The sequence below is a fragment of the Haloarcula onubensis genome (assembly GCF_031624605.1).
Taxonomy (GTDB): Archaea; Halobacteriota; Halobacteria; order Halobacteriales; family Haloarculaceae; genus Haloarcula; species Haloarcula onubensis.
The window spans coordinates 711344-729932 of the sequence record NZ_JAMQOS010000001.1; the positions used below are offsets into that span (position 1 = coordinate 711344).

The following is an 18589-nucleotide window of genomic DNA, read 5'->3' on the forward strand; positions in this document are numbered from 1 at the left end:
TAGAGCGGATGGATTCACCGCCGCGTCAACTCGTCCGTCTCCTGGATATCGAACGACAGACTCGCCACACCGTCTCCAGCGGGGATGTAGTGAACGTGGTCCTGGTCCGTCAGCACGGCGTTATCTTCGTAGGCGGCGTAGCGAACCAGGTATCGTCCGGGTTCGATGTCTGCCTGGCTCGTCGCCTGCCCGTCCGGTTCGATATCGAGGGTCGTGCTGTACGCTCTGGCTGCCCCCTCTGTATCATCGTCGCCGAAGAACTCACACTCGACGGTGTAGGGGGCATCTGCTTGATTGAACACGGTCAGGCTGACGCCGCCGTCCCCGGACTGGGATTCCCCGCACCCAGCCAATCCAATAGAAAAGCCAACTGCTGTGGCCATCGCTTGCCGCCGGTTCATACAGACACGTGCAGAACAGTATGTAAGTAACTTGTCCGCGAGGTGGCAGGTGACCCGCCACCCGATACGCGCTGTGCAGGTCGCACGGTCCCGCGGAACCATCCGCGATTCCGGATTTCGACAGCGCTGTTGCAGGGACCAGTCTCGGGGCTTGGGGCTGATTTTGCGCCCGATCGGGCGACGGCTGGCAATCACTCCCACTTCCGAGTTGCCGCGAGGGGGTGGGTTTTTGAGCGGCCCCGTTCTCCGTTCCGGTATGCGCGTCGCGGTCGTCGTGATGGAGACCAGCCACCACCGGGACACCGAGGGACGGCGCCATCTCGACCGGCTCGCCGAGACGCTCGTTGAGGCGGGCCACGAGGTGTCAGTCTTCTGTGCGCAGTGGTGGGGCGGGACGGCGACGCAGTTCGAACCCGAGGAGGTCACCTACCGCGCGGTCACCGTCGAGCCCACGGAGGCCTCCTTCTGTACGCGGCTGCCGGCGCTGCTGGCGAAGTACCGCCCCGACGTGGTCCACGCGTACCCGACGCCGTCGTCGGTGTTGCGGGCGGCCAGCGCCGGCGCGAAACTCGCCCGGGCGCCGCTAGTCGTCGAGTGGTACGGCGACCACGAGGCGCCGGTGTCGGACGGCGCGTTGCGGGCGCCCGACCAGTTCGTCACGCCGTCGGAACTCGTCCAGACGCGCCTCTGGGAGGCCGGGGCCGACAGCGACCTGACGACGGTCATCCCCGAGAGCATCGACATGGACCTCGTGCGCGATGTCGAACCGGCCCGAGAGGTCGACGTGGTGTACGCCCATCCGCTGGACGAGAGCGCCAACGTCGAGTCGCTGTTCCTGGGGCTGGCCGAACTCCGACAGAAGGGGTGGTCGGCGACCATCGTCGGGGAGGGCCCCGAACGCGGGACCTACGAGCGGGAGGCCGCCGACCTCCGCATCGACGACCGGGTGGACTTCGTGGGGTCGTGTGACCGCGAGCGGCGGCTGGCCATCTACAAGGGCGCACAGGTGTTCGTCCAGACCGCGTGGCGCGAGCAGTTCGCGACGGAACTGCTGTGGGCGCTGGCCTGTGGCTGCATCGCCGTCGTCGAGTACCAGGCCGAGTCAAGCGCCCACGAACTGGTCGAACACCGCGACCGGGCGTTTCGCGTGACGACGCCCCAAGAGATTGCCGACGCTATCGTCGAGTCCGCGGGGATGGCCCACCGGACCGTCGACGAATCGCTGGCCGAGTACGACCACCGCGCCGTCGTCGGTCGGTACGCGGACCTGTACGAACGCCTGGTCGACGAGCGCGGGCTGTTCTGATGGCCGACGGCCACCAGCGGGCCATGCTCGCGTTCGTGCTCGCACAGACGCTGTTGCTCGGCTTGCTGGCCGTCCAAGTGGCGCGCGGCTTCGTCGGGTCGGCCGGGGCGTTCACCGGGCTCTCGCCGGTGCTCCGACTCGCGCTCTTGCTCGTCGTCCTCACGGAAATCCTCGTGCCACTGGCCGTCTACGTCGACGTCGCCCGCCGGACCGACGACCCCGACTGGGTGTGGGTCCACGCCGCGACGATGCCGGTGGTCAACCTGCTGGGCCTGCTCGCCTATCTGGACGACCGAAAGCGCTCGCGCGAGTAGCCCTGCCGGACCGCCGCTGCCGCAACGAAACCCGTTTTGCCGTGCCGACCCGACACGGACCCAGTGACCACCGAGGAGTCCGCCGATACCCCTGCTATCGAACTCGACGCGGTGTACGACGCCATCGACGCCGTGGGTCGCCCGCATCTGACGGCGACCGAACTCTCCAGAAAGACCGACCTGACGCCGGAGGAAGCCCGCGAGGCGCTCGAAGCGCTGGCAACCGACGGCGAGATACAGCGCCAGGACGTCTCCGGCGTCGAGTCGATATGGTACCCGACCGACGTGGCCGAGGTGACCGACCGCGAGCGCGTCATCCTCTTTCCGGACCGCCGGGAGGTCGTCGTCGAACACCCCGACCAGTTCACCAGGGCGCAGCTCTCGCAGTTCGCCCGGCTGGGGGACTCCAACCGCTCGGGCGGCTACGTCTACGAGCTGCGCGAGGCCGACATCTGGGCCGCGCCCCACGAGAGCCTCGACGACTTGCTCGCGACGATGCGGGACGTGCTCGGCGAGCGCTCGACGCACTTAGAGGAGTGGGTGACCAGCCAGTGGGAACGCGCCCGGAAGTTCCGGCTGTACACCCACGAGGACGGCTACGTGGTGCTTGCAGCCGAGAGTGACGAACTCATGGGCAACGTCGCCCGACCGAAACTCGACGACGACCTGCTGCGCGCGCCCATCTCGGACTCGGAGTCGTGGGTCGACGCCGACGCGACGGCCGAAATCAAGCGGACGCTGTACGAGGCTGGCTACCCCGTGCGGGACGACCGCGAACTGGCGACCGGCGAGCCCCTGGCGATGGAGCTTCGCCTGCGACTGCGGGACTACCAGGCCGACTGGGTCGAGCGGTTCACCGAGCAGGGGTCGGGCGTGTTCGTCGGCCCGCCCGGCTCCGGTAAGACCGTGGCGGCGATGGGCGCGATGGCGGCCGTCGGTGGCGAGACGCTGATACTGGTCCCGTCGCGGGAACTGGCGACCCAGTGGCGCGACGAACTGGTCCGCCACACCACGCTGACCGACGAGGACATCGGCGAGTACCACGGCGGCGAGAAGGAGATTCGACCGGTGACGATTGCGACCTACCGCACTGCGGGGATGGACCGCCACCGGAAGCTGTTCGACCAGCGCAAGTGGGGGCTCGTCGTGTTCGACGAAGTTCACCACGTGCCGGCACCCATCTACCGCCGGAGCGCCGACCTCCAGACCAAACACAGGCTCGGACTCACGGCGACGCCCACCCGCGAGAGCGACGACGAGGAGGAGATTTTCACGCTCGTCGGGCCGCCCATCGGCACCGACTGGGGGAAGCTCTTCGACGAGGGGTACGTCGCCGAACCGGAGGTCGAGATACGCCTCGTCCCGTGGGGCACCGACGACGAGCGCACGGAGTACGCCGCCACGTCGGGCCACGACCGCCGCCAGGCCGCCGCGGGTAACACCGGCAAAATCGACGAGATACGCTACACGCTGGCCGAGAACCCGGCGGCGAAGGCGCTCGTCTTCGTCGAGTATCTCGACGACGGCGAGGCCATCAGCGAGGCCATCGACGCGCCCTTCATCAGCGGTGAGACGCGCCACGCCGAGCGCGAGCGACTGTTCGAGGCGTTCAGGCGGGGCGAACAGGACACGCTGGTCGTCTCCCGGGTCGGCGACGAGGGCATCGACCTGCCCGACGCCGAACTCGCAATCGTCGCCTCGGGGCTCGGGGGGTCCCGCCGACAGGGCGCCCAGCGCGCCGGCCGGACGATGCGGCCCGCCGGCGACGCGCGGATGGTCGTGCTGGCGACCCGCGGAACGACCGAGGAGGACTTCGTCCGCCGGCAGATGCGCCACCTCGCCTCGAAGGGCATCCAGGTCACCGAGCGGGACGCACAGGCCGTCGAAACCGTCGAGGAGTAGCGGCCAGTCTGCGCCTGGGCCGCCGTTTCTGTGTAACTGGAACGCCCTCTCGGAACAGTCACGTGCGGCTGAGACTCATCTCGGAGGGAACTGCTGTGTACCCGCAAATCGGCCTTATGGGCCGTCTGGACGTAGTCTCGGCATGGTCGCCGCCATGACCTGTCCCGACTGCGGGGCCGACATCGCGGACGCGGACGACCTGGTGGCGGGCCGGCGTGTCCACCGGTTGACGGTCCGGGACGACGGCACCGTGGTCGTCGACCTGGCGAACACGGTCACGCTCTGGCACTGCGCGCACTGTGACCTCGCCGTCGGCGTGAGCTGAGTGCGGGCGGGCGCCATCCTCGGCGACTTCTGTCGACGTATCTAAAATGTTAGGCGCTCACGATATCCGGCGTCGGGACGAGAAATACTCATGGGGCTGTCGGCAGACGACGAGGGCTTCCCGAGCGAGTCACTCACTCGACGAGCACTGGCGAGTTTCGACCGGTCGCCCGCCCTTGCGCCCGAAGCGCCGCATTCGTGTCACCTCGTCCTCGTTTCGGAAGCCGACGACGGCCACGCCTCCGGTGCCTCTCGGTTCGTTCGCCACGGGCTCGCCGCCGGCGAGCGAGTGCTGTATCTGGCCGGTGAGCGCGACGGGGCCACCGTCGAGGACGCGATGCGCGCCGGCGGAATCGACGCCGACGCACACGTCGATTCGGGCGCGCTCACGGTTCTGAGCACCACTGGGTCCGGCCTCCCGGACGACCCCGCGCCCGAAGCGGTGCTGGACCGAATCGAGCGGACGGCGGCGACCGACGCCGGTGAGTACGACGCGGTCCGTGTCGTCACCGAGGTGAGCCGCGTCTTCGACGGCGACCCGGACGCCGCCGCCGACTACGAGCAGGGGCTGTCGTCCCTCTGTGAGAACGAGCCGGTCATCGCTCTCTGTGGCTACCGCCGCGACCGGTTCCCGGCCGAGTTCCTCCGTGACGCTATCCGAGCCCACCCGCTCGTCGTCACCGACGGGTCGGTCGCCCGCAACGGCTACTACACGCCGCCGTCGGTCGTCTGGAACGGGGACTCTCCGGAGCGGACCGTCGACCGGATGCTGGACACGTTGGGGTCGTCGGCGACCGGCCGGGCCGACGACCACCGGCTGTCCGGACCGCATCTGCGGTCGGCGCTCTCCGCCGGCGGAATTCGACTTCTGGGCGTAGACCACGAACACGGGACGGTGGCCGTCCGGTCGCTGCCGTCGGAGTCGCTGTTCGGCGACGAGGACCCAGAGGACCTGCCCCTCGACACCGTCCTCCAGTACGTCCACCCGGACGACCGGGAGCGGGTCGCCCGGACGTTCCGGTCGCCGGAGCCGGGGACGGACTGGTCCGTGGAGTTTCGCGTCGTCGGCACAGACGACGGCGAGCGATGGGTCTCGGCCGACGGCGAACACGTCAGGGACGGCGACCGAACGCGGTCACTCGGCGTTCTCCGGGACGCCACCGAGCAAAAGCGCCTCCAACGCGAGCTCCGGACCGAGCGCGAACACTTCCGCGTCGCCCTTGCGAACTCCCCGTTTACAGCCTTTCGGCTGGACACAGACCTCCGGTACACGTGGATTGGCAACCCACACGCTGACTTCGACGAGTCTGCGGTGCTTGGCAAGCGCGACGACGAACTGCTGCCGCCGGGACCGGCCGCGGAAATCATGGCGCCCAAGCGGCGGGCGCTGGAGACAGGCGAGGGGGTTCGCGAGGAGATAACGTACGAACTCCCGAGCGGGACGGTGACCTACGACCTCACCGTCGAGCCGCTGCGCGACGACGCGGGCGAGGTCGTCGGCCTGACGGCGGCCGCGATGGACCTCTCCGACCGGAAGCGCCTCGAACGGATGCTCTCGCGGCTCCACGAGGCGAGCCGGGACCTCGTCCGGGCGGACTCGGTGGCCGACGCCGCCGAGCGGACCGCCGACGCCGCGGTGGCCGCGCTGGCTATCGACACCGTCGCGGTCTATCACTTCGACGAGACGGACAACCGCCTGCGGCGGGCCGCGACGACCCCCGCCCTGGCCGAGCGCTGTGACGCCTCGCCGACGCTGGCGTCGTCGGTACAGTCGGTCGCCTGGGAGAGCTTCCTCGACGGCGAGACGGTCGTCCGCGACGACCTGGCCGACGCCGACACGGACGGGTCGTTCCAGTCCGGGCTCTGGATTCCGCTCGGCGACCACGGCGTGCTCGCGGTCCTCTCACCGGACGGGCCCCTCGACGAGCGGGTCCGGCAGGCGGCGGACCACCTGGCTGCGACTGCAGAGGCCACGCTCGACCGCGTCGACCACGCCGACACTCTCCGGGCACAGGAGCGAGCGCTCGCCGCGAAGACCAGGCGGCTGGACCGTCTGCGCCGCCTCAACGACACCGTCCGCGATATCGACCGGGCGCTCATCGGGGCGTCGACGACCGCGGAGATAGCCGAGGCGGTCTGCGAGCGGTTGACGGGCGCCGACCGGTTCCGGTTCGCCTGGGTCGGCGAGCGGACCGGCCCGAGCGTGACGCCGCGGGCCTGGGCGGGAGCGGTGCCGGGGTACCTCGACCAGGTGTCGCTCTCGACCGACGCCGACACGCTCGAACCGGCGGCCCGGACCGCCGTCACGGGGGCGGTTACCCACGCGGACAACGTCGCCGACGACCTGCGGGCCGAACCGTGGCGACGGCGGGCGCTCTCCCACGGCCTCCAGTCGGCGCTCAGCGTCCCCGTCCAGTACGACGGCGTCCAGTACGGCGTCCTCACCGTCTACACCGACGCGCCGGGCGCACTCGACCCGCTCTCCCGGGACGTACTCGCCGAACTCGGTGACACCATCGGCAACGCGATGAACGCGGCCGAGACCAGACAGGCCCTCCACAGCGACAGCCTGGTGGAACTGCGGCTCACTATCGAGGACTCGGACGACCCGCTGACCCGTCTCACGACGGCGGCCGACGCCACTATCGAGGTCACTGGGACGGTTCCGAAGGAGGGCAATCGGACTCGCGTCTTCGCGACCGTCGCCGGTGTGGACGCCGACACGTTCGAGCGAGCGGCCGAGGACATCGTCGCTATCCCGGAGGTCGCCCGACTCGACGAGTCGTCGGAGCCCCGATACGCCCTGGTCGTGCTGGGGCAGACGACGCCGGCGACGCTGGTGACGCTCGGGGCCGTCGCCCGCTCTATCACGATAGCCGACGGTACGGCCGACGCGGTCATCGAGCTTCCGAAGTCGCTGTCGGTCCGGACCTTCGTCGACCGACTCGAGGCGACCGACGTCACGGTCGAGTTGCGGGCCCGTCGCGAGACACAACCGCCCGACACGGGCGGACAGGCCTTCGAGGCCCTGTTGACCGACGAGATGACCGACCGACAGCGGGAGGTTCTCAAGACGGCGTACCTCAGTGGCTACTTCGAGTGGCCGCGAGAACGGACCGGCGAAGAGGTCGCTGGCTCGCTCGACATCACCCAGTCGACGTTCAACAACCACCTGCGGACCGCCGAGCGAAAGCTCCTGTCTCGCCTGTTCGACTGATTCGCCCCGAATACCACACACGTTGTAACGGGGCCCCCGGCCGTACACAGATGTAGTGAGCAGGGCTACGCCGGTGTGGGCCTTTCGGACGTATATGGAGTCACAAGCTACGTTGGCCCCGGAGCCGGTAACGACTGTCTGTCGAGACGGGTCACTGAGTACCACCGTCGTCGAGGCGGTCGCCGCGGCAAAGGGCCTCGACCCGCTCGACCTCTCGCCGCTCTATCGAGTGCTCGACCCCGACGTGATAGACGCCATCGGTGAGACGACGACCGTCCCTGCGCCCGGGCTCGAACTCGCGTTCTCCTGGGAGGGGTGTCGCGTGTGCGTCCGCGCCGACGGCGAAGTGGCCGTCACCCCGCTCGACGACGATGAGCCGGAGCGATGAACGGACGTCCCGTCCCGGGAGCCACGGCTCGGCGTCGGCACGCGAGCGGCCGGACGACCTGACGGGCATGGCCGACAGGCGTGCGGACGGCCACAGACAGTGTGTCAACTGCGGGGGACGGATTACGCCGACGGAGTGGCATCCCGTCCGCACGGAGCGCGACGGCGACGACCGACTGTGTCTCCGGCACTTCTGCGACGAGGACTGCGTGGCCGCCTGGGCGACCGAGCGCTGACCGTCACTGGCCGTCGAACCCGTCCTGGTCGCGGGTCGCCTGCGCGACGTTGACCGCGGCGACGTTCTCGGCCACGTCGTGAACGCGTATCACGTCCGCGCCCCGTTCGGTGGCGATGGTCGTCCCCGCGATGGTGGCCGCCAGGCAGTCGCCGGGCTGTTCGCCGACGAATCCGAACAGCGACTTGTGGGAGTGGCCGACCAGCACCGGACAGCCAAGCGCCCGGAACTCCTCGAGTCGGTCGAGCAACTCGAAGCTCTCGGCGGGTGACTTCCCGAAACCGATGCCGGGGTCGACGAGAATCTGCTCGCGGTCGAGCCCCGCCTTCTCCGCCAGCAGGACCCGTTCGGTCAACTGGTCGATACAGTCTCTCACGACGTCGTCGTAGTGGATGTCGCTGTCGGGGTCGACGGGCGTATGAATCGAGTGCATCACGACCACGGGCACGTCGTACTCGGCGGCGACCAGTCGCATCTCGGGGTCTTCCAGGCCCGACACGTCGTTTAAGATGTCCGCGCCGGCGTCGAGGGCCGCGCGGGCCACCGCGGCCTTCCGGGTGTCGACGGAGAGGGCCACGTCCACGTCGGCCAGCGCCTCGACGACCGGGACGACGCGGTCGATTTCGTCCTGGACCGGGACGGGCTCGGCGCCCGGTCTGGTCGACTCGCCGCCGATGTCGAGGATGTCGGCGCCGTCCTCGACCATCGCCTCCGCGCGTGCGACGGCGTCCTCGACGGCGTTGTACTCCCCGCCGTCGTGGAACGAGTCGGGCGTGATGTTGAGGATGCCCATCACCGCGGTGCCGTCGCTCCAGGGGTAGTCGCTCGTCGCGGGTGGCTGCTGGATGTCGAGTGCCTCGCGTAGCTCGTCGGCGAACGCCGAGAGCCCGTAGGGCTGGCCGTCGAGTTTCTCGGCCAGGCGACTGAACTGCGCCAGCGTCCCCATCAGGACGCAGTCGACGCGCTCCTCGTCCTGGTCGTTCAGCCCGGAGACGGCACACTCCCCGCCCAGCGACAGCAGTTCCTCTTTGAGATACCCCGCCTGGCGGGGCTGGACCCGAGTCCTGAGGACGCGGTGGACGGCCTTGCCGCGCATCCGCCACGCGCCCGCGTCGGTGACGTGGGCCCCGGACAGCGTCGCCTCGGCCTCGGAAATCGAGTCGACGTCTTTCGGGACCATCGCCCGCGCCCAGCGCGTGCGGGCCTCGCGGACGGCGTACAGCGAGCCGGTGACGAGGACGGCGTCGCCCTCGCTCGCGGCGTCCAGTGCCTGCTCGACCGCACCGGCCACGTCCGCGCGGGTGTCGATGTCGGCGTCGGTGGCCTCGCGCAGCCCCTCGGCCAGCACCTCCGGGGCCTCCGCCCGGTCGACGTTCGCGCGACAGGCGATGGCGTGGTCGGCGGCGGCGAGTTCGGCGGCCATGGCCGCGTGGTCCTTGTCGACCATCGCGCCCAGGATGACGTGGAGCTCCTCGAAGTCGAAGCTATCGAGCGTTGCCATCGTCCGCGCCAGCCCGCCGGGGTTGTGCGCGCCGTCGAGGACGACGAGGGGGGACTCGCCCATCACCTCGAAGCGGCCCGGCCAGTGGGCGTTGCGCAGGCCCCGCTCGACGTCGGCCCGGGAGATATCGGTCCCGAGGGCGTCCGCGACCTGCCGGACGAGCGTCGCGGCGATACCCGCGTTGTCGGCCTGGTGCTCGCCCAGCAGCGGCAGCTGCGTGTCGACGGCCCAGTCTGGGCCGTCGACGCCGACGGCCGCCTCCAGCCCCTCGCGGCCGCCGTAGCTGACCCGCACGTCGGGGTCGCCCTCGCTCCCGTCGCCGACGGTCACGACGTCGCCGGCCTGCTCGCGGACCGCCGCGAGCGCCGCGCCGGTCGTCCCGGTCACCAGCGGCCGGTCGGCGGGCGCGACGTGGGCCTTGTCCGTGGCTATCTCCGCGACCGTGTCGCCGAGGATGTCCGTGTGCTCCAGCGTGACGCTCGTCACCGCGCTGGCGACGGGGTCGACGACACTGGTGGCGTCGTACCGTCCGCCGATGCCGACCTCCAGCACGGCGATATCGACGTCCTGGCGGTCGAACTCCCAGAAGGCGAAGGCGGTCAGCGTCTCGAAGAAGGTCGGCGAGTCGCCGCTGGCCCCCTCCTCGGTGATGTGCTCCCGTGCCCGTTCGACGAACTCGACGACGGCGGCCTCGGACACGTTGTGGCCGTTGACGCGGATGCGCTCGCGGACGTCGTCGAGGTGTGGCGAGGTGTAGAGGCCGACGTCGAGGCCGGCCTCCCGGAGTGCCCGCTCGACCATCCGGGCGGTCGACCCCTTCCCGTTGGAGCCGGCAATCTGCACACAGGGCGGCCCCTCGTGGGGGTCGCCAAGCGCCGCCAGCAACCCCCGGGTGGCGTCGGTGCCGGCCCGGGAGTCGAACCGGCGCAACTCGAAGAGGAAGTTCGCGGCCTCGTGGAACTCCATGCCCGGAGTTTCGGAGCCGCCCGCTTTAGGTTGTCGGACCGGGGACTGGTGTCGCTGCGTGTCGGTCATCGGCCCGACCGGCGGTCGAGACTCCGGGACTACGACGGCTCGTCCGACGCCTCGCCGCCGGACTGGAGCCACTTGACGACGGCGCCACTCAGCGCGAGGAAGGCGGCGCCAAGCAGCGGCGCGGCGTCGACCGACTCGGTCGGGCGGGCTCTGTCCTCGTCGGCCGACGGCTCCGCTGGACCCGGTGCCGACGGCTCCAGTTCGCTCGGCGTCGCCTCGGGTTCCTCGTCCGGCGTCGTGTCTCTGGTCGTCCACTCGACGTCCGTGCGGTCGCCCTCGATTCGGCCGCGCTCGGGTTCCGCCTCCTCGTCGGACTGCTCGCCCGGTCGGGACAGCACGGTATCGCTCTCGGTTTCGTCGGTGGCCGTCGACGGGGCCGGCGATACCGTCGCGTCGGCGTCCAGCCCCGTCGACGGCGGCGGGGTCTCGGACTCGCCGTCGCCCGTCCGCCGGCGATACACCCAGATACCGACGGTCGCGATGCCGAGCGCCACCATCGAGACGCCCAGCCCGAGCAGGCCGTAGGTCTTCACGGCCGATTTCGCGTCGGCGTCGGTCTCCGGCACGGGGACCGTCTCGCGCAGGCCGTCGTCCTCGCTCTCGTCGGACGCTCCCGGCGCCGCCGGCTCGTCCGGGGCGTCTCGCGGTTCCTCGCCGTCACCGCGAGACCGTTCCGAGGCGCGATGCGCCTCGCGCTCGCTGGCCGCCTGCTCCCCGCCGACCGCGACGCCCGGCACCTTGCCGAGCACGCGAGCGAGGCGGGGCGAGTCGACGTCGGCCCGGTACAGCGTGAACTTGCTCATACTCGTCACGACGGCCGGCCCGGATAAAAAGCCGCCTGCTGCGGTGCAGCCCCGTCGGTCACCGCGTCGCGTTCGAGGTATCTCGCTGCGCTCGATACCTCGCTACTCCCGCTCGAGTTCGCGCTCTCGGTCGGTGGGTGTGGTCTCGTCCGCGTCAAGGGACTCGACCTCCGGCACTCGCCGTTCCTCCTCGTCGAGCAGGTCGTGCAGCGCCGCCTCGAACTGGTGTTCCGAGAGGTCGCCCTCGACGTAGCGCGCTTTCAGCGCGGCCCGTCGGTCCTCGACCGTCGGTTCGAGGCGGTCGGCCAGCCCGAGGCGCCGGAGCGGGGGCACGGCGGCTTCCAGCCCGTGGAGGACGTTCGCGGCGCGCTGGCTCCGGGGCACCGACGGGAGCGAGGCGCGACTGGCGAGCGTCGAGAGGAGCGCGGCGGCAAAGACCAGTGTCAGCCCGCCCAGTACCAGCGTCGCGAGCAGGAAGCCGCCGACGGTCAGCACCAGCGACCCGCCGGTCACCAGCACGGAGACGGTCGCGAGGACGCCGGTGACGGCGACGCCGACGGTGCCCAGTCCGGACAGCACCGTGGCGGCAAACAGCAGCCAGTGGCGGTTGTCGGCGAGGAAGCTCACGGTCGAGCTAGCGGATGTCTGTGCAAATGCGTTTGGACATCACTCCCGGTCGTCCTCCGTCGGGACATACGAGCGGTCGTCGCCGGCGACGCCGCCCAGCAGCCACTCCCGCACCGACAGCGGCTCGATTTCGCTGACCCGCGCGGTCGCGACCCGGCGCTCGGTCGTCTGGAAGTAGTTGACGACGGTCACGAGCAGGACGCCGCCGATGGAGTTGCCAAGCAGGACGGGGACGACGAACTCCCGGACCCCGACCGCGAGCGCGAGGTCGCCCTCGAAGACGAGATACAGCATCTCCGTCCAGGAGACGACGACGTGATAGAGGTTGCCGAAGGGAATCGCGAGGAAGGCGAGATACACCATCGCGATGCGGGCGATGCCGTCCCGCAGCGAGTAGTCCACCCAGACGACGCCGGCGACGATGAGCCCGGCCACCATCGCTTTGGTGAACAGCGTCCACCAGGGGGTCTCGATGGCTTCGGTGGCAACGCCCGCGGCAGCGGTCGCCGACGCCGACGACAGCACGCCCGTCGCGGAGAGCGCGAGCGCGCCGAGGGCGCCGCCGGCGAAGTTCCCCAGCAGGACCAGCACCCAGATGCGTCCCAGCGTGGGGAGAGAGGCGATGCGTTCGAGGACGAGCGTCACCGGCGGGAGCGTGTTCTCGGTGTACAGTTCGTAGTCGCCCAGAATGATGAACACGAAGCCAAGCGGGTACAGCAGGGCGCTGCCGACCGGGTCCCCGTCCGTACTCGCCGTCATCGAGGCGTAGAGGAGAAAGGTAATCGTGATGGCAAACCCCCCAGCGAGCCCGCCGGCGAACAGCCTGCGGGGCCGGGACGTTATCTCCTCGTCGGCCGCCACGACGATGCGCTGGAATATCTCGTTCGAGGAGAACCGGTCCCGAATCGCGTGGCCGCCGGCCGGCGCGCCGCTGCTCGACCGGTCAACGGCGTCCCGAAGGCTCTCGTCGCGGTCACCATCAGCCATGCAGAAAAGTAGTCCGACTGACATGATGGGTCTTTCGGCGGCGTTCGGCCGTGGTACTCCGTGACGCCCGTCGCCGACACACTACTCGCGCGAACTGGCCCGACACCCGTTCGGAGCGACGGGAGTGGGTAACTGCGTCTTACCCGTCGTCGGCGTCGTGGCGGTCGGTAGCGACCGCCGCGACACGGGCGGTCCTCGGGATACGAACGGTATTACAATCCCGACGGCGGGCCAGGCTCTGTCCACGGCCGGCTCGCCGCGGCCGAGCGACGCCGCCGAACTGCGCAACTGACCATGGCGACGGACCCACTGCTCGCTGTCTCCGTTATCGTCGCGCTGACAGCCGTGGCGAAACTGCTGGGCGCCCGGTACCGGGTTCCCAACGTCGTCTTCTTGCTTGCCTTCGGTGTCGTGCTGGGACAGGACGGCCTCGGGCTGCTGGGACAGTCCCTCGAGAGCGAGCAACTCGCCGCCATCGTCGGCTTCGCCGTCGCGGTTATCGTCTTCGAGGGGGCGTTCTCGCTGACGACCGAGAAGATTCTGGCGACTCCGCGGGCCACACTGTTGCTCGTGACCGTCGGCGCCGCGGTGACGTTCGTCGGGATGGCACTCGCCGTCCGGGGACTGCTGGGGCTCGACTGGTTGCTGTCGCTCATCGTCGCCGCGTTGCTCGTCGCCACCGGGCCGACGGTCGTCACGCCGGTGCTCGAACAGCTCACCGTCACCGAGCGGGTCGCGAGCCTGCTGGAGACTGAGGGTATCGTCAACGACGTGACGGCCTCGGTCCTCGGGTCGGCGGTGTTCTCGGTGACGCTCATCTCCAGTCGGACCCGGCGGGTCGAGGCACTCGTCGTCGAGTTCGTGACGCAACTCGGCGTCGGCGCGCTCGTCGGTCTGGTGCTCGCCGTGGCCTTTGGCTACGTGCTCCGGACGTACAGCCGGTCCCCGGGGGCGTCCCGGGTCACCATCCTGGGAGTCGCGCTGTTGACCTACTCGCTCGCGACGCTGTTTGGCGACGAGTCCGGCGTCGTGGCGGTGGCGGTCGCCGGGCTGGTGATGGGCAACAGCGACATCCCCTACCGGGGGGAGATTGCGCGCTTTGGCAGCGCCGTCTCGACGCTCGTCCTCGGGACCGTCTACATCGTCCTCGCGTCGCTCATCCGCTTCGAGGAACTGGTCGCGCTGGGGCTCGCCGGGGTCGCGGTCGTCCTGGTCGCGATGGTCGTCGTCCGCCCCCTGAGCGTGTTCCTGTCGACCCGTGGCTCCGCGTTCTCCCGCCGGGAGCGGCTGTTCGTCTCGGCCGTCGGCCCGCGGGGCATCATCCCGGCGGCGACGGCGACGCTGTTCTCGCTCCAGTTGGCCGCCGAGGGCGTCGAGAACGCGACGGCCGTCTCGGGGGTGGTCTTCCTCGTCATCCTCGTCACGGTGGTCCTCGAAGCCGGCGGCGCACCGCAAATTGCGGCGGCACTCGACATCGAACCCATGACGACACTCATCATCGGCGGCGGCGACATCGGTCGGGCGCTCGCGGACGACGTCGACGCACAGGGCGGCAACCCGGTCATCGTCGAGCGCGACGACGCGACCGCGACCGAACTCCGTGCGGACGCCTACTCGGTCGTCCACGGCGACGGGACCGACGCGGCGGTGCTCGCCGAGGCGGGCGCGGCCGACGCCGAGCGCCTCGTCGCCACGACCGGCGACGACGCGGTGAACATCCTCGCGTGCCAGGCGGCCAGCGTGACCTTCGGCGTCGGGTCGCTCGTCTCGCTCGTGAACGACCCCGCGAAGGTCGACGCGTTTCGGGCCCTCGGCATCTCGACGATAACGCCGTCGAGCGCGACGGTGGCCGCTATCGGCGAACTCGTCACGCTCCCGAGCCTGTTCGACTGGCGGACGTCGGCCGACCACGGACAGACACTCGCCGAGGAGACAGTCGTCTCGGAGTCGGTCGCCGGCACTCGGCTCGGCGACGCGGCCCTCCCGACGGGGTGTGTCGTCGTCCTCGTCCAGCGCGGCGAGGAGTTCATCGTCCCGGAGCCAAACGTCGTGTTACGGGCGGGCGACCACCTGACGCTGCTCGGGCACGTCGAGGCCGTCGAGGTCGCTATCGAGTCGCTGTCCGACGGCGGCTGACTGCCCGCTGTCGACCCGCGACGTCCGAAAAAACGGATACCGTGTCGGCGATTATCCGGCCGCCTCCGCCGTCGTCTCCGAGACGGTCGTCTCCCGCTCGCTGCGGCCGTGCAGGGCCATCGTGATACCGGTGACCAGCAGGTCGACGCCGAAGAGGACGCCGACGGCCCACAGCGCGGTGGCCGGGAACCCGACCAGCAGCATGCCCGCCAGCAGCAGCGAGATGACACCGCTTGTGCCGAGCCAGAGCGGGCTCCCCGCGCCGGTGACTGCCCAGACCAGCTGGACGATACCCTCGACGGCGAAGAACGCGATGACCAGGATGGTCAGCGTCGTCAGCCCGAGTATCGGGTTTGCCAGTATCGAGATGCCGACGACGCCGTAGACGATACCCAGCACCACTTGCCAGAGGACGCCACGCGCCGACCCGGCCGAAAAGGCCGCCGCGACGTGGATGAGCGCCCCCACGACCAGCGCCGCGCCGAGCAGTATCGAGAGCGCGAGACCGGTGATGAAGGGCGTAAACAGCGCGAGGAGTCCGAGCAGTGCCAGCAAGACGCCACCCACGATACCCCCCTGCTGTAACTGTGCTTGCATCGACTCGTTGGTTGTAGATTCTGTAGCCATTGAGACCACTGTTCGGAGCTAGGGCTATATGAGCTGAAAAACATATTTTTTAGATTATATATGTGTGGTACCGAGTGACGCACGTGGTGTGTTTCGGTCACGAACGACTCCAGTGCCGGATAGCTCCGTCCGGGATGCCAGCGACCGTAGATACGCTTTCGCTCGCGCTCGGTCGGTCCGGACACACCGGGAGACTCCCGCTGGTCGTCTCCCGAGCTTCAGACACTCCCGTCAGTCGTGTCTGAAAGACCGCTGACCGGTCATGACCATCGCTATGTCGTGTTCGTCGGCGGCCTCGACGACGCTCTCGTCGTTTTTCGACCCGCCGGGCTGGATGACGGCCTCGATGCCCGCCTTTGCGGCCTCCTCGACGCCGTCCGGGAACGGGAAGAACGCGTCGGAGGCCATCACGGCGCCCTCGGCGTCCTTGCCCTCGGCGTGTTCGTCGGCTTTCATCGCCGCGAGTCGGACGGCGTCGACGCGGGAGACCTGCCCCATGCCGATGCCCACCGTCTCCGTGCCCTTCGCGAAGAGGATGCCGTTGGACTTGACGTGCTTGAGCGTGTGCCAGGCAAAGAGCATCGACTCGACTTCCTCGTCGGTGGGAACCCGGTCGGTGACGACTTCGAGGTCGTCGGCGGTGAGGTGCTGGGTGTCGCGCTGCTGGACCAGTCGGCCGCCGACCAGGGGCTTCTCGGTGAGTGTGTCGGTCACGTCGAAGTTGTCGTTGACCTCGAGCACCCGGAGGTTCTCCTTCTCGAAGAGCACGTCGAGGGCCGCGTCGGTGTAGCCCGGCGCGACGACGACCTCCTTGAACGAGTCGATAATCTGCTCGGCGGTGGCGGTGTCGCACTCGCGGTTCAGCGCGACGATGCCGCCGAAGGCGCTCATCGGGTCCGTCGAGAGCGCCTTCCCGTAGGCGTCGGCGAGCGAGTCGGCCGTCGCACAGCCCGCCGGGTTGGTGTGCTTGATGACGGCGGCGGCGGGCTCGTCGAACTCCTTGATGAGATTGAGCGCGCCGTCGGCGTCGTTGTAGTTGTTGTACGACAGGGCCTTCGCGCCCTCGTTGAGCTGGTCGGCGTGGACGACGCTGGCCTCCGACACGGTCGTGTCGGCGTACAGCGCGGCGTCCTGGTGGGGGTTCTCCCCGTAGCGGAGGTCCGCGGCGCGGTCGTCGGAGACCAGCCGCCGGGCCGGGAACGCGCCGCCCTCGTCGCCGTCGACGTCGACCGTGCCCGTGTCCCAGTCGATGTCGACGCGGTCCTCGGCGAACCACTTCACGACCCGGGGGTACGCCGTGAACTCGCCCTCGTACAGCACTCGGTCTTTGAGGTCATCGGTGTCGTCGCCCTCGAAGACGGGGATGGGCTCCTGCGTGACGATGGGGCCGCCGTCGACCGTCTCGTCGACGACGTGGACCGTACAGCCGGTGACTTTCACGCCCGCCTCCAGAACCTGCTCGTGGGTGTCCATCCCGGGGAAGTTCGGGAGCAGAGAGGGATGGACGTTGAGCGTGGTCGGCGCACCGTCCAGGAACGTCTCGCTGAGGATACGCATGTAGCCGTCCAGTGTCACGAGGTCGAAGTCGTAGTCGGCGAGTGCGTTTAGAACCCGTTCCTCGTGGGCCTCGCGGGACTCGTCGTCCCCGCGCTCGACGACCTCCGTGGGGATGCCACGCTCCGCGGCCGCCTCGAGGACGGGCGCGTCGGCGTCGTTCGTCAGTACCACGGCAAAGTCCGCGCCGCCCGGCGCGCGGTCGGCGATGTTCAAGAGATTCCGGCCACGGTTGCTGGCCATACCGGCGAGTTTCATGTCTGAGTGGGTGCGGCCGGTGCGCAAAGTAGTTGCGAAACGCGCTAGACAGGGTAGCACGCGGTACCTCTGGGAGTGATACAGGCTGCCCGCTAAACCACCGGAAAGCCCCGACCTGCTACACTCGGGGGTGTTCGAAAGACGGCTCCGCCGCCTTTCGTCATCACGAAAATCGAAGATTTTCGAACGAGTTCACTGCGGTCCTCGGTCGCTCCGCTCCCTGCGGTCCTTGTGTCGCCCACCGTCGTGTAGCAGGCCGCCCCTTTCAGTCCCACCCGGCCGGTTGACCGGTCGCCGACGGGCGAGTAGTACGCCCCGATACCGACCAGAACCATACCCGTCGTCCTTCGTGCGGAGCGCATTAGTAGCCCGGCGTTCACTCGCCGGTATGTCGAAGCTTCGTTGCCAGTGGGCCGGACTGGTCGCCGCCGTCGGCGGTGTGCTGTGGCTCGTCTGGGTCGTGGCGGCCGGACTGACCGGTCGGCAAAGCACACCCGTCCTGGTCGGGGTCGCGCTGTCGACGCTTTCCATCGTCGTCGGGCACTACGCCGTCGAGGCGTTCTACGGGGCGCGGCTGAAGCGGCCGGGGACCGCGGGCGCCTGGCTCGGGGCGCTGGGCGGCGTGGTCTTTGCGGCCGGACAGTTGCTCGTGGTGGCGACCGGCGGCGGCGAGGCGTTCGTCGGTGTCGGTGTCCTCGCTCTCGTCAGCGGGTCACTGCTGGTCAGCGTCGGGCTGGTCAGGACCCGCATCCAGCCGCCGTGGCTCGGGGTCCTGCTGTTCGTGGGGACCCTCGCCTTCCTCGGGTTCAACGAGATATCGCCGTGGACCGCCGTCGGCTACGGCCTGGCCTGGGTCGCCCTCGGACAGGACCTCTACCGCTACGACCCGCCGGACGGCCGGTTCGGGGGGTCGCGGGGCGACTACGGCTGGTTGTCCTGAGCCCGCACACGCCGGCGGCTATTTGTCGCTCCCGC

Annotated in this window: 15 protein-coding genes and 1 pseudogene; 9 read left to right on the forward strand and 7 right to left on the reverse strand. The window is 69.4% G+C overall.

Annotated features, from left to right (window positions below):
• Nucleotides 1-14: 14 nt before the first annotated feature.
• Entirely contained in the window at nucleotides 15-401 is a 387-nt protein-coding gene (locus tag NDI86_RS03640) for a hypothetical protein (RefSeq protein WP_310899035.1), read from the reverse strand.
• A gap of 256 nt (nucleotides 402-657) precedes the next feature.
• Here NDI86_RS03640 and NDI86_RS03645 point away from each other — a divergent pair, with 256 nt between their 5' ends.
• The 7 genes from NDI86_RS03645 to NDI86_RS03675 all read left to right on the forward strand — a co-directional run bounded on the left by NDI86_RS03645 (nucleotide 658) and on the right by NDI86_RS03675 (nucleotide 8087).
• Nucleotides 658-1707, forward strand: coding sequence for a glycosyltransferase family 4 protein (locus NDI86_RS03645; protein WP_310899036.1), 1050 nt, complete (start codon nucleotides 658-660; stop codon nucleotides 1705-1707).
• The gene (locus NDI86_RS03650) at nucleotides 1707-2021 is read left to right on the forward strand and encodes a hypothetical protein (protein WP_310899037.1); all 315 of its coding nucleotides are present in this window, start codon (nucleotides 1707-1709) and stop codon (nucleotides 2019-2021) included. Before NDI86_RS03645 ends, NDI86_RS03650 begins: the two co-directional genes overlap by 1 nt.
• A gap of 63 nt (nucleotides 2022-2084) precedes the next feature.
• Nucleotides 2085-3923 (forward strand): DEAD/DEAH box helicase, encoded by a 1839-nt coding sequence (locus tag NDI86_RS03655; protein WP_310899038.1) that lies wholly within the window; start codon nucleotides 2085-2087, stop codon nucleotides 3921-3923.
• Between the two features lie 142 nt (nucleotides 3924-4065).
• Nucleotides 4066-4248, forward strand: a complete 183-nt coding sequence (locus tag NDI86_RS03660; protein ID WP_310899039.1) for a hypothetical protein — start codon at nucleotides 4066-4068, stop codon at nucleotides 4246-4248.
• A 90-nt stretch (nucleotides 4249-4338) separates the two neighbouring features.
• Nucleotides 4339-7464: a bacterio-opsin activator domain-containing protein gene (locus NDI86_RS03665; protein WP_310899040.1), complete on the forward strand. Its 3126-nt coding sequence runs from the start codon at nucleotides 4339-4341 to the stop codon at nucleotides 7462-7464.
• A gap of 94 nt (nucleotides 7465-7558) precedes the next feature.
• Nucleotides 7559-7852, forward strand: a complete 294-nt coding sequence (locus NDI86_RS03670; protein WP_310899041.1) for a HalOD1 output domain-containing protein — start codon at nucleotides 7559-7561, stop codon at nucleotides 7850-7852.
• Nucleotides 7836-8087 carry a DUF7576 family protein gene (locus tag NDI86_RS03675; RefSeq protein ID WP_310899042.1) on the forward strand — a complete coding sequence of 84 codons (252 nt, stop codon included), beginning with the start codon at nucleotides 7836-7838 and terminating at the stop codon, nucleotides 8085-8087. The genes NDI86_RS03670 and NDI86_RS03675 overlap by 17 nt, the downstream gene beginning before the upstream one ends.
• A gap of 3 nt (nucleotides 8088-8090) precedes the next feature.
• On the opposite strand, the gene folP is transcribed toward NDI86_RS03675, so the two are convergent.
• From folP to NDI86_RS03695, 4 genes and pseudogenes are all read right to left on the reverse strand, one after another.
• On the reverse strand, nucleotides 8091-10553 hold the full coding sequence (gene folP / locus NDI86_RS03680; RefSeq protein WP_310899043.1) for a dihydropteroate synthase: 2463 nt from the start codon (nucleotides 10551-10553) through the stop codon (nucleotides 8091-8093).
• 98 nt (nucleotides 10554-10651) lie between these two features.
• Nucleotides 10652-11425 carry a hypothetical protein gene (locus NDI86_RS03685; RefSeq protein WP_310899044.1) on the reverse strand — a complete coding sequence of 258 codons (774 nt, stop codon included), beginning with the start codon at nucleotides 11423-11425 and terminating at the stop codon, nucleotides 10652-10654.
• 102 nt (nucleotides 11426-11527) lie between these two features.
• Complete coding sequence (locus NDI86_RS03690) at nucleotides 11528-12052, reverse strand: hypothetical protein (RefSeq protein WP_310899045.1); 525 nt, start codon at nucleotides 12050-12052, stop codon at nucleotides 11528-11530.
• A 42-nt stretch (nucleotides 12053-12094) separates the two neighbouring features.
• Nucleotides 12095-13039 (reverse strand): annotated as a pseudogene (locus NDI86_RS03695) (formate/nitrite transporter family protein); the annotation flags it as partial.
• A 294-nt stretch (nucleotides 13040-13333) separates the two neighbouring features.
• On the opposite strand from NDI86_RS03695, the gene NDI86_RS03700 reads away from it, so the two are divergent.
• A complete protein-coding gene (locus NDI86_RS03700; RefSeq protein WP_310899047.1) occupies nucleotides 13334-15175 on the forward strand; it encodes a cation:proton antiporter domain-containing protein in 1842 nt (613 codons plus the stop codon).
• 51 nt (nucleotides 15176-15226) lie between these two features.
• On the opposite strand, the gene NDI86_RS03705 is transcribed toward NDI86_RS03700, so the two are convergent.
• Both NDI86_RS03705 and purH read right to left on the reverse strand, forming a co-directional pair.
• On the reverse strand, nucleotides 15227-15802 hold the full coding sequence (locus NDI86_RS03705; RefSeq protein WP_310899048.1) for an HdeD family acid-resistance protein: 576 nt from the start codon (nucleotides 15800-15802) through the stop codon (nucleotides 15227-15229).
• Between the two features lie 231 nt (nucleotides 15803-16033).
• The gene (gene purH, locus NDI86_RS03710) at nucleotides 16034-17614 is read right to left on the reverse strand and encodes a bifunctional phosphoribosylaminoimidazolecarboxamide formyltransferase/IMP cyclohydrolase (RefSeq protein ID WP_310899049.1); all 1581 of its coding nucleotides are present in this window, start codon (nucleotides 17612-17614) and stop codon (nucleotides 16034-16036) included.
• A 388-nt stretch (nucleotides 17615-18002) separates the two neighbouring features.
• On the opposite strand from purH, the gene NDI86_RS03715 reads away from it, so the two are divergent.
• A complete protein-coding gene (locus NDI86_RS03715) occupies nucleotides 18003-18554 on the forward strand; it encodes a hypothetical protein (RefSeq protein ID WP_310899050.1) in 552 nt (183 codons plus the stop codon).
• Nucleotides 18555-18589 lie beyond the last annotated feature (35 nt).

Coding starts and splice junctions, on each gene's coding strand:
- purH (WP_310899049.1), bottom strand. CDS start 17,614: ATGAAACTCGCCGGTATGGCCAGCAACCGTGGCCGGAATCTCTTGAAC.
- NDI86_RS03715 (WP_310899050.1), top strand. CDS start 18,003: ATGTCGAAGCTTCGTTGCCAGTGGGCCGGACTGGTCGCCGCCGTCGGC.
- NDI86_RS03660 (WP_310899039.1), top strand. CDS start 4,066: ATGGTCGCCGCCATGACCTGTCCCGACTGCGGGGCCGACATCGCGGAC.
- NDI86_RS03650 (WP_310899037.1), top strand. CDS start 1,707: ATGGCCGACGGCCACCAGCGGGCCATGCTCGCGTTCGTGCTCGCACAG.
- NDI86_RS03705 (WP_310899048.1), bottom strand. CDS start 15,802: ATGGCTACAGAATCTACAACCAACGAGTCGATGCAAGCACAGTTACAG.
- NDI86_RS03675 (WP_310899042.1), top strand. CDS start 7,836: ATGAGCCGGAGCGATGAACGGACGTCCCGTCCCGGGAGCCACGGCTCG.
- NDI86_RS03670 (WP_310899041.1), top strand. CDS start 7,559: ATGGAGTCACAAGCTACGTTGGCCCCGGAGCCGGTAACGACTGTCTGT.
- NDI86_RS03665 (WP_310899040.1), top strand. CDS start 4,339: ATGGGGCTGTCGGCAGACGACGAGGGCTTCCCGAGCGAGTCACTCACT.
- folP (WP_310899043.1), bottom strand. CDS start 10,553: ATGGAGTTCCACGAGGCCGCGAACTTCCTCTTCGAGTTGCGCCGGTTC.
- NDI86_RS03645 (WP_310899036.1), top strand. CDS start 658: ATGCGCGTCGCGGTCGTCGTGATGGAGACCAGCCACCACCGGGACACC.
- NDI86_RS03700 (WP_310899047.1), top strand. CDS start 13,334: ATGGCGACGGACCCACTGCTCGCTGTCTCCGTTATCGTCGCGCTGACA.
- NDI86_RS03685 (WP_310899044.1), bottom strand. CDS start 11,425: ATGAGCAAGTTCACGCTGTACCGGGCCGACGTCGACTCGCCCCGCCTC.
- NDI86_RS03640 (WP_310899035.1), bottom strand. CDS start 401: ATGAACCGGCGGCAAGCGATGGCCACAGCAGTTGGCTTTTCTATTGGA.